This window comes from Spongiactinospora sp. TRM90649, from assembly GCF_029382225.1.
Lineage (GTDB): Bacteria > Actinomycetota > Actinomycetes > Streptosporangiales > Streptosporangiaceae > Spongiactinospora.
On sequence record NZ_JARLTC010000014.1, the window covers coordinates 27,581 to 46,078 of the forward strand.

An 18,498-nucleotide genomic window follows, 5' to 3' on the forward strand; every position below is an offset into this window, starting at 1 on the left:
CGTCTGAGACTTTCAATCGCTCCAAAGCGTCTTAAAGTCTTGTGCGGTCTTACAGCTGTCCGGCTCAGTCTTACAGCAAGGAGTGACATGTCCTCGATCCCCCCAGATCCGGTGATAATGGCACGCATGCGCTTCGGGGACGAACTGGCGCAGCGCAGGAGGGAAAAGAAGTGGACCCAGTTCGCGGTATCGTCGCGACTGGGCGTCCACCAGACCCTCATCAGCCAGTGGGAGCGCGCGATCAAGGCTCCGGGCCCCGGCTACGCCGAGCGGCTCGACCGGATCTTCGGACTGGCCGACGACGGCATCTTCACCGCGCACTACAATCGCATCCTGCGCGCGGTCAACAACCCCGCGTGGTTCATGCAGTGGGCCGAACACGTCGAACGGCAGGCGGTCGCCCTGCGGTTCTGGGATCCATTGCTGGTCACCGGGCTGTTGCAGACCCCCGAATACGCCTATGCCATCTTCCGGGGCGCACCGGGAGCGACCCCGGCATGGGTGGAAGAACGCGTCTCGGTGCGGTTGTCCAGGAAAGTCATCCTGGAACGTGAAAAGCCACCGACAGTTCTGTCGCTTATCGAAGAAAGCGTCCTGCATCGCCCGGTAGGCGGGCCGGACGTCCTGGCCGGCCAGCTCCAATACCTCCTCAAGGTGGCGGAACGACCTAACGTGACGATACAGGTCGTGCCCCAATCAGTCGCCTGCACCGCAGGCATGGTCTCGGGTTTCGGGCTGGCAAAGCTCCCGCTCGATCCTGACATGGCTACGCTGGAATCACTCACCGGAGGCCTTGTCAGCGCCGATACCGAACTCCTCGCCAAATTGCACCAGCGGTATGACACTATAAGAGCGGACGCCTACTCACAGCGCGAATCGATGGCAATGATCAGGGATGTGATCAAGCTATGAACGAAGTCAACCTGAACGCCGCCATTTGGCGCAAGGCCACCGCCAGCACCGACATGGGCGGTCAATGCGTCGAAGTGGCCACCAACCTCCCCGGCATCGTGGCGGTGCGGGACAGCAAGAACCCTGCCGGTCCCGCGCTGCTCTTCAGCCCGACAGAATGGAACAGATTCCTCAGCACCCTCAAGGCCGGGACACAAATCCAATAGTGCGCTAACCGTTCACTTATCTCGTTCCACGTCCTCCTCGGCATGGCACCCATGTCGAGGAGGCCCCCTGCGGGTTCCGCTCCCCCCTTGACTCAGCCCCGATCGCGCGCCCCTCCCGCCACGACCTGGTCGATATGCGCGGCCAGTTCCACGTCCAACGCGGTCACCCCGCCCGCGCTGTGAGTCCACAGGCGAAATCTGATGCCGTCCCCCGTGCGCTCGATCTCGGGATGGTGGTTCAGCGCGTCGGCCTCGTTCATCACCGCCTGGCTCATCCAGTCGTAAGAGTCCGCCGTAATCGGAATGTCTCTCACCAATGCGTCGCCCACACGACGCCATCCCTCCAGCGCCGCGAGCGCGGTGTCGATCTCCTCGTCGGTCAGCAGCTCCGCCATCGTCCGTCCTCTCACCCGGTCCGCTTCCGATGTTCCCTTTGAGGAGCTACCACGCGCCGGGCCGTTCACACCCTCCCGGCTCGCCCGCCCGTATGCCGTGCCCGGCCAGTCGAACATCACGTTGCCGACATACGCCGCGATGTGCATCGGCACGCCGATGGCCATGGTCAGCAGCACCGGCCTGCCGTCCCAGAGGCACAGTTCGACGGCCTGGCCCGGAGTGGCCCGGCCCCCAGCGCCCGCGTCCCGTCACCGCGTCCCCCCGCCGAGATGGTCGCGCAGCTCCGCGTGCCTGAACTGGTAGACCGGGCCCACCGCGCGCAGCAGTCCCACCCGGTGGGCGTCGTCGAGGAACCGCATGAGCCGCCAGGGCAGCGGCTCGCCCCCCGCCGCGTTGAGCGCCTGGACCACGGCGAGGCCCACCAGCCCCGCCGCCGGAGCGACCAGCAGCCTTGCCAGGAGGCGTTCACGAGGGCCGCACCCATGGGCTATGAACACCGTCCCCTCCCGCGCGACCAGCCGCCGCGCGCTCGTCACCGCCCGGTCGGCTCTCAACCGCCAGCGCACCGGGATCGGCTCGGGGTCGTCCAGCACCCGCCGTCGGGCCTCCAGCCGCCACTGCCGGGCCACCAGATCGGCCAGCACACCGGCGGCCTCGCCGATCTCCGCGCGCGTCGGCACCGCGGACGGCTTCGGCCGCCGCACCCAGATCACCACCCCGGCCGCCGCGCTCACCGCCGCCAGCGCCACGGCGACCACGTCGGCGACATTGACCTCGGCCTCCGGCCGCAGGGCCCGCACGACAGGCCCACCAGCCCGCCCAGCCCGAGCACCGCGACACCCGCCACCACCGCCCGCCATCCGCCCACCACGGCATCGTCCCGCCCAGCCCAGCCGATGACATCCTCATGTCCGCTCCCTGCCACCGACGGTGGACGAGGTTCCCCTCACGACGAGGTGGGGAGCGGGATGGCCGCGAAGACGGCGTCAGGGTCGACGGCGGCCTTGACGGCCAGCAGCCGGGCGGCGTTCACGCCATAGGCGTGGGGGATCTGGTCGGCGGTGTCCGGGCCGAGCAGGTTGACGTAGCCGCCGGGCAGCGCGTGCGGGGCGAGGGCGGCGGACGCGTCCCGGGCCCACGACCGGTGGGGCTCATCATTTCCATCAGGCCAGATGGCGATGATCTCGGCCATCAGGTGCGGTTCCCGGAGCCCGAAGGCCGTGTCCGCCACCGGCACCCTGGCCGCCGCACCGTGGAAGTGGTGCAGCCCGAGCGCGGACATCGGCGAGGTCAGCGCGCCGCCGTGCGCCGTGAGCACATCCGTGACCGGGGCGGTCAGTCCTGGCACCGAGCGGGTGCGGATGACGACGTGCCGACCGGCGGGGAACATCTGGTCCCGCCCGGCCAGGACGGCGGCCATGGGCGTCACGTCGAGCTGCGTCATCAGCGGGGTGCCCAGGCGGGTCAACGCGATCATCGGCCCGTAGTCGTCCTCCGCGACCCCCGGATCACCGCTCCAGGTGGGCATCACCAGCACCACCGGACCACCGTCCGGACCGGCGACCACGCCGGTCTGCACGGTCAGCTCGTCCGGACAGGCCGGCAGGATCTCGCGGAGCAGCCCGAACACGTGCTCGGCCTGTGCCCACGGGTAGAGGATCAGACCCGTCACCACGGACGGCACCGCGTGCAGCCGGATCGTGGCGGAGGTCACCACGCCGAAGTTGCCGCCGCCGCCGCGCAGCGCCCATAACAGGTCGGGTTCGTGCTCGGCGTCCACCCGCACCAGCGAGCCGTCGGCCAGCACGATCTCCGCGCCGAGCAGGTTGTCGGCCGCGAGCCCCGCCCGACCGGCCAGCGGGCCGTAGCCGCCGCCGAGGGTCAGCCCGACCATGCCGACCGAGCCGATGGTCCCGGTCGCGGCGATGAGCCCGGCCGGCTCGGCCGCGGCGAGCAGGTCGTTGGCCGTGGCTCCGCCGCCGATCTGGGCACGGCGCCGGTCCGCGTCGATCCGGACCTGGCGCAGGCGGGTCAGGTCGAGCGTCAGCCCGCCGTCGCGCAGGGCCCGCCCGGCCCAGTCGTGACCGCCCCCGCGCACCGACAGCGGCAGCCCGTGCTCGCGCGCCACCCGGACGCCCGCCCGCACGTCGGACGCCTCGGTGCACAGCACCACGACGGCGGGCCGGTGTGCCACCGCGCCGTTCCACAGCGACGTCGCGGTCACGTAGGAGGGGCCGTCGATCACCACCCGCTCGCCCGGGATGAGGGCTCTGAGCGCGGCGACCGCGTCCGCGATGGTCTTCCTGCCGAGGGGACCTTGCATGGCGATACCACTCCTCGGGGGTACGGGCTATTGGGGTATTTGCCGGAAAATACACCGGGTTGCCCTATATGGCGATCGTCGGCGCGATGTAGCGTGCACCGGCTCGCCCGCCATCCGGCAGTCCATTGCCTGTCCTATTTATGACAATCACAGGACGTAGGCGGATATGAGCAGGTCGGTGTCCCGCCAGCCCACGATTGGGGTCTTGACCGGCCCGCTCCACCCGCATTCAATTAGGAAACTTTCCTAATTGGACGCCTGACGGCCGTCCGTGACGAAGGGAATCACCTGTGCGGATGAGAAAGGCCACGGCCTTACTGACCAGCGCGGCGTCCGTCGCCGCCATGCTCGTCGTCGGCACGGCGACGGCAGCGCATGCCTTCCCGACCGGCTGCACGACCAGCATCAGCGCGTCGAAGGTGGTGACCAGCTACTGCGCGAGCGGCACCGGCCAGCACAAGGCGTACCTGCATTACCAGTGGGCCAGTCCGCACAACGGCCCGGGCGGCACGATGTACGGAGAGTGGGCCGAGGTCGGCGCCGTCTCCACCGTCTCCCCACCCGGCGCCGTGTACGTCACCGGCTACGGAGCCATCGGCCGGTAAGCGGCACACCGCCGCGCCCGGCCCGCACCCACCGGGCGCGGCACCGCATACGACCGACCTGAGCGAACCGCAGGTCTCGGGTCGTGCTGACTCTGCTCTCCGTCGCATCCGATGCGGACGTCACCGCCAGGTGCCACTCGCCGGGTTCCCACCCCTCCGGCCTCACCCAGGTCGCCCAGCGGCACCGCCCGGCTGACCAAGGCATCGGCAGAGCGGAGTGCCTCCCGCATCCCGCGCCTCCCACCTCCTACCTCCCACCTGGCACCTCGCCGCCGAGACGCGACCGCACCACGATGGCGGCAGGCCGTCGCGGCGTTGAGTAACCTTGGTGGCATGTCGAGCCCCGAGGCATCCAAGGTGGGGGCTTTCGGTCACGCCGTCAGCCCCCTGAATCCCTGAGTTCCCAGTCCGCGCCTCCCAGCGCTTTCCGCCGCATGGGAGTTTCGCGCGCGCCCTCGGGGCGCTGACCGCGGTGACGAGACGCCTCCTTCTCGTTCTCTCACCTCGGAGCTCTCGATGCCTCTGCCGCTCTACCTGCTTGCCGTGGCGGTCTTCGCCATGGGCACCTCGGAGTTCATGCTCGCCGGTCTGGTACCGGACATCGCCACCAACCTCGGCGTCTCCATCGGCTCCGCCGGGCTCCTGACCTCGGCGTTCGCCGTCGGGATGGTCGTCGGCGCGCCACTGATGGCGGCGCTCGCACGCCGCTGGCCCGCGCGGGCCGCCCTCCTGGCCTTCGTCCTCGCCTTCGCGCTGGCCCATGTGGTGGGCGCGCTCACGACCGGCTTCGCCGTCCTGCTCGGCACCCGGGTGATCGCCGCCCTCGCCAACGCGGGCTTCCTGGCCGTGGCGCTGACCACGGCGGCCACACTCGTCGCGGCCGATCAGAAGGGCCGCGCACTGGCGGTGCTGCTCTCCGGGACGACGGTCGCCACCGTCGCCGGAGTCCCCGGCGGCGCGGTCCTCGGCACCCTGCTCGGCTGGCGGGCGACCTTCTGGGCGATCGCCCTGCTCTGCCTCCCCGCCGCCATCGGTGTCATCAAGGGCATCCCGGCGGGTGTCGGGCGGAACACCCCGGCCGTCTCGTCCCTCCGGAACGAGATCGCCCAGCTCGCGACCCCCCGGCTCGTCCTGGTCATGCTGCTCGGCGCCCTGGTCAACGCGGCCACCTTCGCCACCTTCACCTTCCTGGCACCGATCGTGACCGGCACCGCCGGACTGAGCGAGCTGTGGATCTCGGTCGCCCTGGTGCTCTTCGGCATCGGCTCCTTCGCCGGCGTCACCGTCGCGGGCCGACTCTCCGACCGCCGCCCCGGCACGGTGCTGGCGGTCGGCGGCCCACTGCTGCTCCTCGGCTGGCTCGCGCTGGCGGCCTTCGCCGACCGGCCGGTGGCACTGCTGCTCCTCGTGTTCGCCCAGGGCGCCCTCTCGTTCGCGGTCGGCAGCACCCTGATCGCCCGAGTGCTCTACGCGGCATCGGCCGCCCCCACCATGGCCGGCTCCTACGCGACGGCGGCGCTCAACGCCGGCGCCGTCATCGGCCCCATCGCCGCGGCGTCGACCCTCTCCCTGGACACCGACGCCCTCGGCCCCATATGGGTCAGCGTCCTCCTGGTCACGATCGCCCTGCTCATCACCCTGCTGTACCGCCGCGCCATGTCCTCACGCGTGGGTGAGGCGAACCAATGAGTCACTAGCCGCCTACCGGGGCCACGGCGCGGCGCGCCGCGAGTGGCCCCACGTGGGCGGACATTTGGCGAATCGGCCTGCACCTTTTCGGCATTAGCATGCTCGGCATGTCCGATCGCGCGCTGAGCTTCGGGGTCATGGCACACGCCTACGAGCGGTTCCGGCCGGGGTATCCCCCGGAGCTCCTCGACATGGTGCTCGCCTACGCCGCCCGGCCGATCAGGACCGCCCTCGAAATCGGCGCCGGAACCGGCAAGGCCACCCGCCTGTTCGCCGCACGCGGCATCGCCGTGACCGCCACCGATCCCGACGAGGCCATGCTCACGGAACTGCGCGAGCGTGTGCCGACAGACGTCAGGACCATCCGAGCCGCCTTCGAGGATCTGTCGCTGGGTAAGCGCTACGACCTGGTCTATGCGGCTGCCGCACTGCATTGGACGAACCCGGAGGACCGCTGGTCACGGATGGCTTCGCTGGTGGAGCCGGGCGGCGTGTTCACCTCGTTCGGCGGGCCGATCACACTGGCCGACCCTGCGGTGACGGAAACCGTCCGCGCGGTCCGATCACGCTTCATCGACAGGGATGACATCGCATCCCCCGATGGAACGCCCGAGGACGCGGAGATGCAGTGGCCGGGCACAGAGCTTCAACAGTCGGAGTGGTTCACCGATGTACGGCAAGCCGTGATCGAACGCCGATTCACCCTGACCGCCGCCGACTACATCGGCCAGCTCTCCACCATCTCCGCCTATCTCGTCCTGCCGGACGCGGAGCGCGAGCAACTGTTCAGACGGCTCATGCACGTACTACCGGAATCGGTCGAGATCACCGCCGACATCACCGCCCACCTCGCCCGCCGCCACCGCGAACCCTAGCCCCCGCCGTCCACTCCCAAGAGGCGACTACCCTCTCATCGCCCCATGGGGCCAGATCACCGTCACGGGCAGACATCGGCGGCGCGCTTCGGCGACCGCGTCGGCGGTGCCGCCCTTGCCGTAGTCCTCCCGGCCGTCCCACACCGCGACCAGTTCGTCCACGCTGCCCATAACCGCTTCGTTGGCGGCGGCGTACGCCTCCCGGATGGCCTGGTCGAAGTCCATCACCCGCACCTTGTCGGCCCGCGCGATGAGATCGTCGAACCGTTCGACGTGATCCGGCTTGACCTTCGCCTCCCGGTAGTCGCGCGAGGGCAGGACCACCTCCAGCAGCCCACCGACGCTCAGCACCGCCTCGGCGAACACCGAATCGGCGCCCTTGGCGATGCAGGACACTCCCACCAGAGGCGTCCCGGCCCGGCCACGCAGATGGTCGAGGATCGCCTCACGCACTAGCCCACTCGTGCCTGCGCTGATGTTCATGTGACCCGTGACGCCAATACGCATGCCATGCCCCCTGGCTCGGTGAATCGCCTTAGCCTCCCATGGCCACCCGTATCCGTTCCCGTAGATCGGCCACGCCCGGCGCATTCTGGTCTGCGAGCGCGTGAACGAGTCCGCCGAGCTGATCACGGACCCTGTCAGAGGTGGTCCGCCCGGCCGCTTGGACGGCCGCGTCTGCGGCGGTCACCGCAGCGTCGAGGTCGCCATTGATGATGTGCGCATGTGCCAGCCCAGCATGGTCGAGGGCGAAACTGCGTCCGAGCGGCTGAGCACGTAGCTCGATTGCCCGCTGGATGTAGGTCACCGCGTCGATAGCGAAGCGTGGATTCACCTCGCGGGCCAGGTCGAGATACCGGCCGCCGGTCACACCGGCGAGCTCTGCCGCATCGAAGGAGGTCTGCCACTCAGGGCCGTCGTCACCGGCAGCGTAGGCGTCCTCTGCAGCGCCGGTGGCACGGCGGAACGCTTCGATCCGGCCGAGCCCGGCGTATGCCCATGCCTCCCGGGTATGCAACATGGCTTGCAGCCGTCCGGCTCCCGATGCGCGTGTGCCGTCCAGGGCGAGTCGCACCAGTTCCAGCGCATCGCCCGGCTCTTTCAGGTACATGAGTTGCCGAGCCATTGAGGCCAATACTCCGGCGCCGAATCCTCGGTCGCCGCTCACCCGTCCCGCTTGCAGTCCAAGCACGTAGTAGCGCTGAGCAGCTCGTTGCATGCCGGAATCCCAAGACATGTTCGCAGCCGTCTTCGCCAAGCGGGCCATGACGCCATACAGGCGTAGCGCGATCGCACGGGGATGGCTCTCTCTAATGAGATCGGCCACTTCGTTGAGCTGACCGATGACGGCCTTACGCGCCAGACCGCCGCCGTTGGTGTGGCCCCAGGTGCGGAACACCTCGGCGGTCATCTCAAGCTGGGCGACTTCGTCCATTCCCACGCGACCTGGTGTGGTCGAATCGGGGAGATCTTGAATAACTGCGGTTAGCCAGCGCTGCGCGGGGTCGATGAGGGGAAGACCGACTGTCACGCTCAGCGCCTTGATCGCCTTGCGGCGGTCTTCATGCATTGTCATCTCGTAAATGGCCTGAGACGTTGCGCAAGGCTCCCACACCCACGACAGCTCGGCTCCTTCTTTCTCGGGGGCGACTGGGGGCGTCTCCTCGCAGAACAACTCCGCCTCATCGATCCCCAGCACGCGCGCATACAGCATCGGGTACGGGTCTCTCGGGCGATGACGACCCGCCTCCCAGTCCTTGACCCGACGGATGATCGAATCACGGTGGGGGAGGGCAAGGCCAAGCTCCCTGCCAGTGTGCGCCAGCCGACGGGCCAGCTCTTTCTGCTGCCAGCCACGCTCGCGCCGTTCATAGGCCAGACGTATCGCCAACGCACTCTTGGGCATGGCACCTCGGCAAGGTGGGGGACACATCATGCTGCCGGTAGTGTCCCTCAGCCGCACTTGCCGTCGCTACCAACTCACACGCTGTAATGAATCGCGTGACAGAAGCGGCCCCTGGCGCGGTGATCTGACCCACCGGCCGGGGCCTTGATCGCAGAGGAGCTGCGACCCGTGAGCGATCCTAGCCCTGCGCAGGAATCCGACATAACCGACTTCGCCGATCAAGACGATGATGTGATCGCCTCCTGGGAGGTGGACGCGGGAAAGCGTGGTTCGGCCGGTGTGACCGGTTCGGCCGCCGTCGCGGCCACGGACATGCTGGCGGCCCTGGCCGCCTTCCCGGACGGGCGCGGCCGGGTCCGGTCCGCGCGGCTCATGCCGTCCATGTCCGGCGCGGAGTACCGGTACGGCGCGACGGTGCTGACCGCGCACCGCCGCGACGCGGTGACGCCGACCGTTTCGGGTGACGCGTGGGACCTCGACCAGTGAGCTGGCGCGGCGGGGCGTGGCCGCTGCCGCGCCGTACGACACGGGCGATCAGCGCCCATGCGCGCGGGCGGGCGTCCTTTCCTGTTGGCACGCCCCGCCCGTCCGCATCGTCTGAGACCTTCCAGGAAGCGCGGTGGCCACACCGCCGCGCGGCACGGGGCCCAGTGTCCCCATGCCCCGGCGCGGACGGGCCGTGGTCACTCACCCGGCCGGCCCGTCCGCGCCCCCACCCCGAAGGTGGCGTCCGTGGATGACTTGACCGTGCGCGACCGCGCGCACCTGGCCGCGCTGGAGGCCACGTTCCCCGGCTGGCACATCACCATCGAACACGGCGAATGGCGGGCCGAACGGCGCGGCCCGATCACCGGCCGCCAGCGCGACGCCGGGGTACGTGAGCAGGTGACCGCCCCGACGCCGATCGACCTGTCCGCCGCACTGGCCGGACAACTCGGCATCCTGGCCCGCATGGGTGCCGCCTGACCCCTCGGCGGGGCGCACGCCACCTTCCCGGCCGCGCCTCGCCGAGGCCCCCACCCGCCGGACGACCGACCAGTCCCGGACATCCCGGCGGCCCGGTGGCCCGGTGACGACACGGACGGCAAACCGGCGAAAGGCTTTGGGCCGGTGCCGTAACGGCGAGACGTACCCACGCCTGGTAGGCGCCGGGTACAGGACAGTGGCCATGCACGGGCGTCGGCGTATAGGCGGCGCGCCGTAGCCGGATCGCGGGTCGGGATGCGATGAGCCGCGTGGCCGGGTCGTCGAGCGTCTGCTCCACGGCGAGGCGTTCGGCGTACTTCCCGCTCTAGCGGCAGGGACGCCCTCGGGCGATGGCATCGGGACGGGAAGGCCCGCCCGAGCGGAGCGGCGGAATCACGCGGGCAGTGCAGGGGCGTGACCCGAGCGGAGCGAGGACGATCGCGCGATAGCGCGCCAAGAAAGAGCGTCCGAGCGCAGCGAGGCCCATTGGACGCGCGAAGCGCGGACCTTGGGAAGCTGGCCGAGCGGAGCGAGGGCGATCAGGTGCGCGGCCTTGGGGGAACAGGCGGGGAGGGCGGAATCGGGTGATCAGGCGGCTGCTGTCACACGCGCGAGAACACGGCCGGGGCCGCACCGACTCCCCATCGGTGGCGGCCCCGGATGTCGAAAGGTGTCAGCCGGACTTCAGGTAGTCGTGGTTCATCTGGGTGATGGTGGACAGCGGGATGCCCTTCGGGCAGACGGCGGTGCATTCGCCGGTGTTGGTGCAGCCGCCGAAACCCTCCGTGTCCATCTGCTCGACCATGGCCTGGGCGCGCTTGTCGCGTTCCGGCTGGCCCTGGGGCAGGAGGCCGAGGTGGGTGATCTTGGCGGCGGTGAAGAGGGAGGCGGAGCCGTTGGGGCAGGCCGCGACGCAGGCGCCGCAGCCGATGCAGGTGGCGGCGTCGAAGGCGGCGTCGGCGTCGTCCTTCTTGACCGGTACGGCATGCGCGTCCGGCGCCGACCCCGCCGGCACCGAGATGAACCCGCCCGCCTGGATGATGCGGTCGAACGACGAGCGGTCCACGACCAGGTCCTTGACGACCGGGAACGGCGCGGCCCGCCACGGTTCGATGGTGATGGTGGCGCCGTCCTCGAAGTGCCGCATGTGGAGCTGGCACGTGGTGGTGGCGCGCTGCTCGCCGTGGGCGACGCCGTTGATGACCATCCCGCACATGCCGCAGATGCCTTCGCGGCAGTCGTGGTCGAAGGCGATCGGGTCGTCGCCTTCGAGGATGAGGCGTTCGTTGAGGACGTCCAGCATCTCCAGGAACGACATGTCCGGCGAAACATCCTCGACGAGGTATTTCACCATCCGCCCCCGGTCGGAGGGGCCGTTCTGGCGCCAGACCTTAAGGGTGAGGTTCACTTGTAGCTCCGCTGGCTCATCTTCACGTATTCGTACCTGAGGTCTTCACGGTGCAGCACGGGCCCGCCGTCGGGGCGGTGTTCCCAGGCGGCGACGTACGCGAAGTCCTCGTCATCGCGCAGCGCCTCGCCGTCGGCGTCCTGGGACTCAGCGCGGAAGTGCCCGCCGCAGGATTCGGTGCGGTGCAGCGCGTCGATGCACATCAGTTCGGCGAGGTCGAAGAAGTCGGCGACCCGCCCGGCCCGCTCCAGTGCCTGGTTGAGTTCCTCGGCCTGGCCGGAGACCTTGACGTTGCGCCAGAACTCCTCGCGCAGCTCGGGGATGCGCTCAAGGGCCTTGCGCAGCGACTCCTCGGTGCGCTCCATGCCGCAGTAGTCCCACATGATCTTGCCGAGCTCGCGGTGGTAGGAGTCGGCGGTGCGGGTGCCGTTCACCGAGAGCAGGCGGTGGATCCTGCTGCGCACGGAGGTCTCGGCCTCGGCCACGTCCATCTCGTCCACCTCGCCGTAGGGGCCCTCGGCGAGGTAGTCGCCGAGCGTGGTGGGCAGCACGAAGTAGCCGTCGGCGAGGCCCTGCATCAGGGCGGAGGCGCCGAGCCGGTTGGCGCCGTGGTCGGAGAAGTTGGCCTCGCCGACGACGAACAGGCCGGGGATGGTGGACTGCAGGTCGTAGTCCACCCACAGCCCGCCCATCGTGTAGTGGACGGCGGGGTAGATCCGCATCGGCTGGGTGTAGGGGTCCTCGCCGGTGATCCGCTCGTACATCTCGAACAGGTTGCCGTACTTCTGCTCGACGGCGTCGCGTCCGAGGCGGCGGATGGCGTCGGCGAAGTCCAGGTAGACGCCGAGCCCGCCGGGGCCGACGCCGCGTCCTTCGTCGCAGACGTTCTTGGCGGCGCGGGAGGCGATGTCCCGGGGGACGAGGTTCCCGAAGGCAGGATAAATCCGCTCAAGGTAGTAGTCGCGCTCGTCCTCGGGGATATCCCCCGGCGCGCGCGTGTCCCCGCCCTCGACCGGCACCCACACCCGCCCGTCGTTCCGCAGCGACTCCGACATGAGGGTCAGCTTGGACTGGTACTCCCCGCTCACCGGGATGCACGTGGGGTGGATCTGGGTGTAACACGGATTGCCGAAGTAGGCCCCGCGCTGGTGCGCCCGCCAGATCGCCGTGGTGTTGCACCCCTTGGCGTTCGTGGACAGGAAGAACACGTTGCCGTAGCCGCCCGTGGCCAGCACGACGGCGTCGGCCACGTGGGTCTCGATCTCGCCGGTGACCAGGTCGCGGACGATGACGCCGCGCGCCCGGCCGTCCGAGATGACCAGGTCGAGCATCTCGTGCCTGGTGTTCATCTTCACCGTGCCGGCCGCGATCTGCCGCTCCAGCGCCTGGTAGGCGCCGAGCAGGAGCTGCTGCCCGGTCTGGCCGCGCGCGTAGAAGGTCCGCGAGACCTGCGCGCCGCCGAAGGACCGGGTGTCGAGCAGGCCGCCGTACTCGCGGGCGAACGGCACGCCCTGGGCCACGGCCTGGTCGATGATGTTGACGCTGACCTCGGCGAGCCGGTACACGTTCGACTCGCGGGCGCGGAAGTCGCCGCCCTTGACCGTGTCGTAGAACAGCCGGTACACGCTGTCGCCGTCGCCCCGGTAGTTCTTGGCGGCGTTGATCCCGCCCTGCGCGGCGATCGAGTGCGCCCGGCGCGGCGAGTCCTGGTAGCAGAACGACGTGACGTTGTAGCCGAGCTCGCCCAGCGTCGCGGCGGCCGAGCCGCCCGCGAGGCCGGTGCCGACCACGATGACGTGCAGCTTGCGCTTGTTGGCGGGGTTGACGAGCTTCGCGGAGAAGCGCCGCTTGCTCCAGCGCTCCTCGATCGGCCCCTCCGGGGCCTTGCGGTCGCGGATCGGCTCTCCGACGGTGTAGCTCACTTCACCACTCCGAACGTGATCGCGAGGGGAACGGCCATGAACCCGAGGACCAGCAGCCCGGAGACCCCGGCCGCGGCCAGCTTCAGCGCCTTCTCGCGGCGCGCGCCGACCACGCCGAGCGTCTGGAACGCGCTCCACAGGCCGTGCCGCAGGTGCAGTCCCACCATGAGCAGGGCCAGCACGTAGAAGAGGGTGACCGGCCACCTGCCGGCCGCGAAGCCCTCCACCATCCGGTCGTACGGCGCGCCCGCCGGGCCCGCCGGGTTGACCGTCGCGAACGTCAGGTCCAGCAGGTGCCAGATGACGAAGAGCAGGATGATGATCCCGCCGAACCGCATGGTGTGGACGGCGTAGCCGGACGCCTGCGACTTCGGCCTGGCCGCGTACTTGACCGGCCTGGCCCGGTGCGCCCGCCTGGCCAGCGAGATCGCCGACCACATGTGCGCCAGCACGCACACCGCGAGCACCACTTCGACCAGCGTGAGCACGGTGCGGTTCGGCACCAGCGGGTGCCCGACCTCGCGCAGCCAGGCCGCGTACTCGTTGAACGCGGCGGCGCCATAGAAGATCTTGAGGTTTCCGGCCATGTGCGCGATCAGGTACAGCACCAGCACGGCGCCGGTGACCGCCATCACGGCCTTGCGGCCGTTGGAGGAACGCAAACGGGAATGGCGGGCGGGGGGCGGCGTGCTCACCCTGGGGGTCCGCTCTGCGGCGGGCCTCGGGGAGCCAACTGGCGCGGTCGCGGATCCGCGCTCGATCGTGGCAGTCACGCCATCGAAGGTATGAATCGTACCGCTGAGGCGTCCAAGTCGCTGCATGTCTGGTTTCCATAGCCTGTGGCTATTCACTCTGCGTCCACGCCCTGCGCGACACGCGTGACCGTGTCCACTGCGACCAATCTCACACCGGAATGGATCCGTCGGGCTCGATAGCCCTAAGCTATTGAACTGTGCAGCTTCAGCAACTGGCGTACTTCGTGGCGGTCGCCGAGACCCGCCACTTCACCCATGCCGCCGAGCGGATGCGGGTCGCCCAGCCGTCGCTGAGCAAGCAGATCAGGGCGCTGGAGGACGAACTGGGCACGGCCCTGCTCAACCGCGCCAGGGGCAACGTCACGCTCACCCCCGCGGGCGAGGCGCTGCTGCCCCTGGCCCGCCGGATGCTGGCCGACGCCGACACCGCCCGCAGGGAGGTCGCCGAGCTGGCGGGCCTGCGGCGCGGCCGGGTGCGGCTGGGGGCCACTCCCTCGCTGTGCGCGGGGCTGCTGGCCGACGCGCTGGCCCTCTTCCACAAGGACTACCCGGGGGTGGAGCTGCTGGTCGAGGAGGGCGGCTCCCGTGACCTCGTGCGCGACCTCGCCCGGGGACAGCTCGACCTCGCCCTGATCATCCTGCCGCTGCACAGCAGCGACCCCTCTCTGGTCACCGAGGAGATCCTCAGCGAAAATCTGGTGGTGGCCTCGCCGTCGCACGCGCCGCCGGCCCGCCGGTCCCACCTCCGCATCGAGGATCTCCGGGGACGGCCGCTGGTGATGTTCAGACGCGGATACGACCTGCGGGAGGCCACGCTGAGCGCGTGCCGCCAGGCGGGCTTCGAGCCGCGGTTCGCGGTCGAGGGCGGTGAGATGGACGCCGTGCTGCGTTTCGTCGAAGCCGGTCTGGGCGTGGCCGTGGTCCCCTCCATGGTGCTGGACGGCCGGCCCGGCCTGATCGGCACCCCGCTGGCCCCACCGGGCCTGCACCGCACCATCGCGCTGTCGCACCGCAAGGACGTCGAACCGATCCGCGCCGCGCAGGCGTTCCGCGCGACGCTGCTGAGGTTTCTCATCGAGGCCGCGCATGACGGCAGCCTGCCCCAGGGAGTTGAATTAGCAGGCCGGTCAACCTAGGCCGGCCTTGGACATATGAGGCGCCCGTGATTTCGCTGCCCCCCGGCACTCACGTCGAGTCATCGGACCGGCCGTACCCTCTCACGCTGCTGCTGATCGAGGACGACCCGGGCGATGCCTACCTGGTGCAGGAGCTGCTCGGCGCCACCGACGCACCGCCCAAGATCATCTGGGCGCGCAGCCTCGCGGACGGCCTGGCCAGGCTCTCCCCCGAGGTGCACTGCGTGCTCGTCGATCTGTCCATGCCGGACGCCACCGGCCTGCAGGCACCCCAGCAGGTGCTCGCCAGGGCCCCGCACGCGGCCGTGCTGGTGCTGACCGGGCTGGACGACGCGCAGGCGGGGGCCGCCGCCGTCGCCGCCGGGGCGGAGGACTACCTGGTCAAGGGCGAGGTGACCACCCGGCAGCTCGACCGTGCGATCCGCTACGCCCTCGAACGCAAGCACGCCGTACTGGCCAGGCAGCGGCTCCTGGAGGCCGAGCGGGTGGCCGAGGAGAACGCCCGGCTGGAGCACGGCCTGCTGCCGGTGGCGCTGCTGCGGACCGACGACCTCGAACACCACACCCGCTACATCCCCGGGCGCCAGGAGGCGCTGCTCGCCGGCGACTTCTACGACACCGTGCAGACCCCGGACGGCGCGGTGCACATCGTGATCGGCGACGTCAGCGGGCACGGCCCGGACGAGGCCGCGCTCGGCGTCGCGCTGCGGATCGCCTGGCGCACGCTGGTGCTCGCCGGTCACACCGGCACCGACATGCTACGCATCCTGGACGCCCTGCTGCGCCAGGAGCGCAACGCCCCGGAGATCTTCACCACCATCTGCACGGTCACGATCGCCCCCGCGCTCGACTCGGCCCGCATGTGGGTGGTCGGCCATCCGCCCCCGCTGGTCATGGACGGCGACGCCATCGACTTCGTGCCCGGCACCCCCTCCGGCCCGCCGCTCGGCATCTTCCCCGACGCCGAGTGGCCCGCGATCGACGTCCCGCTCGGCCGCGACTGGGCGCTGCTCCTCTACACGGACGGCCTGATCGAGGCGTCGATGGGCAGTGGCCTGCTCGGCCTGGAGGGACTGATGCGGATGGTTCGCGAACACGGCGGCTTCGACTTCGACGGCATCGTCAACACGATCACCGAGCGGCGGCAGATCGCGCTCAACGACGACCTGGCGCTGCTACTCGTCCGGCGCAGGACCGGGAGCGCCTCGTGAAGCTGCGGCATCCCCTCCGCTGGCTGTTCGGCCTCCCGCTCGGGCGGTTGTTCCTGGCCACCGGCACGCTGATGGCCGTGCTGCTGCTGGCCGGCTCCGCGCTGATCACGGCGGCGCTCGGCAACAGCAGGCAGGCCAGGAGCCAGGTGCTCGACGTGATCGACCCGGCGATCCTCTACACGATGGACCTCAGCGACGCGCAGGGCGACCAGCAGACCGCGGTCGCCCTCTACCGCGCCGACGAGCGTCCCGACCGGCTGGCCGCCTACCGCGAGGCCGTCGCCGCCGAGGGCGCCGCCACGGCCCAGATCTCCCGGCTGATGACCGGCCACGAGCGGGTCCGGCCGGTGACGGACGCGCTCACCCGCCTGAGCGACGCCTCCGCGCGCTGGCGGCGCGAGTACGCCGACGTGGTCGCGGCGGGCACCCCCGCCAACGAGGAGGCCGACAAGGCCGGCCGGGCGGCGGTGCAGGGCGGGCAGGCCGTCCTGCGGGAACGGCTGGCCGTGCTGCACCGGGAGGGCAGCGCGGAGATGACGCGCCGGGTCAGCCGGTTCTACCTGTCCCTGGCGATCTGGGTGACGCTGCTGGTCGTCTCGCTGACCGCCCTGGTGCTGGTGCTGCGCCGGGCGGTGCTGCGGCCGGTCACCGAGCTGAACCGGCAGGTCGGCCTGGTGGCGGCGGGCGACTTCGACCACCGGGTCCAGGTGCGCGGCCCGGCCGAGCTGACCGCGCTGTCCGCCCATGTCGACGACATGCGCGAGCGCATCCTGTCGGAGTGGCGGGCCACCGCCGAGGCCCAGCGCCGCCTCGAAGACCAGGCCACGGAGCTGCGCAGGTCCAACGGCGAGCTGGAGCAGTTCGCCTACGTCGCCAGCCACGACCTCCAGGAGCCGCTGCGCAAGGTGGCCAGCTTCACCCAGATGCTCGAACAGCGCTACGCGGACCAGCTCGACGACCGCGCCCGGCAGTACATCGGATACGCGGTGGACGGCGCCAAGCGGATGCAGAAGCTGATCAACGACCTGCTCGACTTCTCCCGGGTCGGCAGAGTCGGCGGCGAGCGGGTGCCGACCGGCTCCGGCGACGCCCTGCGGGCCGCGCTGCGCGACCTGGCCGCCCCGATCGAGGAGTCCGGCGCCCGGATCGAGTACGGCGAGCTGCCCCAGGTCCGGGGCAATCCGCTGCTGCTCTCCCGGCTCTGGCAGAACGTGGTGAGCAACGCGGTGAAGTTCCGCTCGGCCGATCCGCCGCTGATCCGGATCGAGGCCGTGCGCGACGGCGACATGTGGGAGTTCTCCTGTTCCGACAACGGGATCGGCATCGACCCCCGCTACACTGACCGGATCTTCCTGATCTTCCAGCGACTGCACTCCCGGGACGCCTATCCGGGCACGGGAATCGGGCTGGCGATGGCGAAGAAGATCGTCGAGTATCTGGGCGGCCGGATCTGGGTCGAGCACCCCGCCTCCGGCACGCCGGGCACGACCTTCCGGTGGACCCTGCCCGCGACGGCTCCCGACGGCCCCGGCCGTCCGCGACCTGGAGAGAGCGAATGACCGCCCCGTATCCGATCGAGGTGCTGCTGGTCGAGGACGACGCGGGCGACGTGCTCCTGACCAGGGAGGCGTTCGACTACAACAAGCTGCGCAACCGCCTGCACGTGGTGGGCGACGGCGAGCAGGCGCTCGCCTTCCTGCGCCGCGAGGGCGCCTACGCCGACGTGCCGCGCCCCGACCTGATCCTGCTCGACCTCAACCTGCCGGGGATGGACGGCCTGGAGGTGCTGTCCGTCATCAAAGACGACGAGCGGATCCGCAGCATCCCCGTGGTCGTCCTGACTACTTCTGAGGCCGAACAGGACATCCTGCGCAGCTACCACCTGCACGCCAACGCCTACGTCTCCAAGCCGGTGGACTTCGAGCGGTTCATCCAGGTGGTCCGGCAGATCGACGACTTCTTCGTGACCGTGGTCAAACTCGCCCGTCCCGCACCGCACTCGTGACACTTGAACGCCGCTCTGACGGGTAGACGTGACAGGAATCACACCTGGTCGGCGAAAAAGTGAGTGACCCCGTTCACATAAGTGGATGCGGTAGTCGTAACGTATCTGCCACCAACGCGCGGCACAGCGTGTGATTCGGCGCGACCGTCACCGTGCGCGCACGACGATAGACGACACCCGGAC

The 18,498-nt window shown here is 70.0% G+C and carries 19 protein-coding genes; 11 read left to right on the top strand and 8 right to left on the bottom strand.

All coding sequences use genetic code 11. The annotated features are described in order from the left end of the window. Positions 1-126 precede the first annotated feature (126 nt). Positions 127-912: a helix-turn-helix transcriptional regulator gene (locus P3X83_RS18870; protein ID WP_277306435.1), complete on the top strand. Its 786-nt coding sequence runs from the start codon at positions 127-129 to the stop codon at positions 910-912. Then, positions 909-1,118 carry a DUF397 domain-containing protein gene (locus P3X83_RS18875; protein WP_277306436.1) on the top strand — a complete coding sequence of 70 codons (210 nt, stop codon included), beginning with the start codon at positions 909-911 and terminating at the stop codon, positions 1,116-1,118. The genes P3X83_RS18870 and P3X83_RS18875 overlap by 4 nt, the downstream gene beginning before the upstream one ends. Positions 1,119-1,210: 92 nt before the next feature. On the opposite strand, the gene P3X83_RS18880 is transcribed toward P3X83_RS18875, so the two are convergent. The 3 genes from P3X83_RS18880 to P3X83_RS18890 form a co-directional block, all read right to left on the bottom strand. Next, complete coding sequence (locus P3X83_RS18880; RefSeq protein ID WP_277306437.1) at positions 1,211-1,690, bottom strand: 4a-hydroxytetrahydrobiopterin dehydratase; 480 nt, start codon at positions 1,688-1,690, stop codon at positions 1,211-1,213. Positions 1,691-1,762: 72 nt separating this feature from the next. Further along, positions 1,763-2,314, bottom strand: coding sequence for a hypothetical protein (locus P3X83_RS18885; RefSeq protein WP_277306438.1), 552 nt, complete (start codon positions 2,312-2,314; stop codon positions 1,763-1,765). Between the two features lie 146 nt (positions 2,315-2,460). Continuing rightward, positions 2,461-3,837 carry an FAD-binding oxidoreductase gene (locus P3X83_RS18890; protein WP_277306439.1) on the bottom strand — a complete coding sequence of 459 codons (1,377 nt, stop codon included), beginning with the start codon at positions 3,835-3,837 and terminating at the stop codon, positions 2,461-2,463. A 296-nt stretch (positions 3,838-4,133) separates the two neighbouring features. On the opposite strand from P3X83_RS18890, the gene P3X83_RS18895 reads away from it, so the two are divergent. From P3X83_RS18895 to P3X83_RS18905, 3 genes are all read left to right on the top strand, one after another. Next, positions 4,134-4,442: a hypothetical protein gene (locus tag P3X83_RS18895; RefSeq protein ID WP_277306440.1), complete on the top strand. Its 309-nt coding sequence runs from the start codon at positions 4,134-4,136 to the stop codon at positions 4,440-4,442. 516 nt (positions 4,443-4,958) lie between these two features. Next, a complete protein-coding gene (locus P3X83_RS18900) occupies positions 4,959-6,131 on the top strand; it encodes a Cmx/CmrA family chloramphenicol efflux MFS transporter (protein WP_277306441.1) in 1,173 nt (390 codons plus the stop codon). Positions 6,132-6,268: 137 nt separating this feature from the next. Further along, positions 6,269-7,006 (top strand): class I SAM-dependent methyltransferase, encoded by a 738-nt coding sequence (locus P3X83_RS18905; protein WP_277306601.1) that lies wholly within the window; start codon positions 6,269-6,271, stop codon positions 7,004-7,006. A 27-nt stretch (positions 7,007-7,033) separates the two neighbouring features. Here the strand turns inward: P3X83_RS18905 and P3X83_RS18910 are convergent, their stop codons facing one another. Both P3X83_RS18910 and P3X83_RS18915 read right to left on the bottom strand, forming a co-directional pair. Beyond that, positions 7,034-7,513 (bottom strand): hypothetical protein, encoded by a 480-nt coding sequence (locus P3X83_RS18910; protein WP_277306442.1) that lies wholly within the window; start codon positions 7,511-7,513, stop codon positions 7,034-7,036. Between the two features lie 28 nt (positions 7,514-7,541). After that, the gene (locus P3X83_RS18915) at positions 7,542-8,912 is read right to left on the bottom strand and encodes a helix-turn-helix transcriptional regulator (RefSeq protein ID WP_277306443.1); all 1,371 of its coding nucleotides are present in this window, start codon (positions 8,910-8,912) and stop codon (positions 7,542-7,544) included. A 168-nt stretch (positions 8,913-9,080) separates the two neighbouring features. On the opposite strand from P3X83_RS18915, the gene P3X83_RS18920 reads away from it, so the two are divergent. Both P3X83_RS18920 and P3X83_RS18925 read left to right on the top strand, forming a co-directional pair. Further along, complete coding sequence (locus tag P3X83_RS18920; RefSeq protein WP_277306444.1) at positions 9,081-9,398, top strand: hypothetical protein; 318 nt, start codon at positions 9,081-9,083, stop codon at positions 9,396-9,398. 246 nt (positions 9,399-9,644) lie between these two features. Next, positions 9,645-9,878: a hypothetical protein gene (locus P3X83_RS18925; RefSeq protein WP_277306445.1), complete on the top strand. Its 234-nt coding sequence runs from the start codon at positions 9,645-9,647 to the stop codon at positions 9,876-9,878. Between the two features lie 673 nt (positions 9,879-10,551). On the opposite strand, the gene P3X83_RS18930 is transcribed toward P3X83_RS18925, so the two are convergent. Genes P3X83_RS18930 through P3X83_RS18940 form a run of 3 tightly spaced genes read right to left on the bottom strand, consistent with a single transcriptional unit; the run spans position 10,552 to position 13,870 of the window. Continuing rightward, entirely contained in the window at positions 10,552-11,286 is a 735-nt protein-coding gene (locus tag P3X83_RS18930) for a succinate dehydrogenase/fumarate reductase iron-sulfur subunit (RefSeq protein WP_277306446.1), read from the bottom strand. Then, the gene (locus tag P3X83_RS18935; protein ID WP_277306447.1) at positions 11,283-13,208 is read right to left on the bottom strand and encodes a fumarate reductase/succinate dehydrogenase flavoprotein subunit; all 1,926 of its coding nucleotides are present in this window, start codon (positions 13,206-13,208) and stop codon (positions 11,283-11,285) included. The genes P3X83_RS18930 and P3X83_RS18935 overlap by 4 nt, the downstream gene beginning before the upstream one ends. Further along, complete coding sequence (locus P3X83_RS18940; protein ID WP_346742722.1) at positions 13,205-13,870, bottom strand: succinate dehydrogenase cytochrome b subunit; 666 nt, start codon at positions 13,868-13,870, stop codon at positions 13,205-13,207. Before P3X83_RS18940 ends, P3X83_RS18935 begins: the two co-directional genes overlap by 4 nt. Before the next feature lie 290 nt (positions 13,871-14,160). Between P3X83_RS18940 and P3X83_RS18945 the strand changes: the two genes are divergently transcribed. Genes P3X83_RS18945 through P3X83_RS18960 form a run of 4 tightly spaced genes read left to right on the top strand, consistent with a single transcriptional unit; the run spans position 14,161 to position 18,315 of the window. After that, a complete protein-coding gene (locus tag P3X83_RS18945) occupies positions 14,161-15,099 on the top strand; it encodes a LysR substrate-binding domain-containing protein (protein ID WP_277306448.1) in 939 nt (312 codons plus the stop codon). 26 nt (positions 15,100-15,125) lie between these two features. After that, positions 15,126-16,310, top strand: a complete 1,185-nt coding sequence (locus P3X83_RS18950) for a SpoIIE family protein phosphatase (protein WP_277306449.1) — start codon at positions 15,126-15,128, stop codon at positions 16,308-16,310. Then, entirely contained in the window at positions 16,307-17,869 is a 1,563-nt protein-coding gene (locus P3X83_RS18955; protein WP_277306450.1) for an ATP-binding protein, read from the top strand. Before P3X83_RS18950 ends, P3X83_RS18955 begins: the two co-directional genes overlap by 4 nt. Further along, on the top strand, positions 17,866-18,315 hold the full coding sequence (locus P3X83_RS18960) for a response regulator (RefSeq protein ID WP_277306451.1): 450 nt from the start codon (positions 17,866-17,868) through the stop codon (positions 18,313-18,315). The genes P3X83_RS18955 and P3X83_RS18960 overlap by 4 nt, the downstream gene beginning before the upstream one ends. Positions 18,316-18,498: the final 183 nt, after the last annotated feature.

Excerpts from the sequence above, each read along its gene's own strand:
- P3X83_RS18870 (WP_277306435.1), top strand. The coding sequence starts at position 127 with ATGCGCTTCGGGGACGAACTGGCGCAGCGCAGGAGGGAAAAGAAGTGG.
- P3X83_RS18875 (WP_277306436.1), top strand. The coding sequence starts at position 909 with ATGAACGAAGTCAACCTGAACGCCGCCATTTGGCGCAAGGCCACCGCC.
- P3X83_RS18890 (WP_277306439.1), bottom strand. The coding sequence starts at position 3,837 with ATGCAAGGTCCCCTCGGCAGGAAGACCATCGCGGACGCGGTCGCCGCG.
- P3X83_RS18895 (WP_277306440.1), top strand. The coding sequence starts at position 4,134 with ATGAGAAAGGCCACGGCCTTACTGACCAGCGCGGCGTCCGTCGCCGCC.
- P3X83_RS18900 (WP_277306441.1), top strand. The coding sequence starts at position 4,959 with ATGCCTCTGCCGCTCTACCTGCTTGCCGTGGCGGTCTTCGCCATGGGC.
- P3X83_RS18905 (WP_277306601.1), top strand. The coding sequence starts at position 6,269 with ATGGCACACGCCTACGAGCGGTTCCGGCCGGGGTATCCCCCGGAGCTC.
- P3X83_RS18910 (WP_277306442.1), bottom strand. The coding sequence starts at position 7,513 with ATGCGTATTGGCGTCACGGGTCACATGAACATCAGCGCAGGCACGAGT.
- P3X83_RS18915 (WP_277306443.1), bottom strand. The coding sequence starts at position 8,912 with ATGCCCAAGAGTGCGTTGGCGATACGTCTGGCCTATGAACGGCGCGAG.
- P3X83_RS18960 (WP_277306451.1), top strand. The coding sequence starts at position 17,866 with ATGACCGCCCCGTATCCGATCGAGGTGCTGCTGGTCGAGGACGACGCG.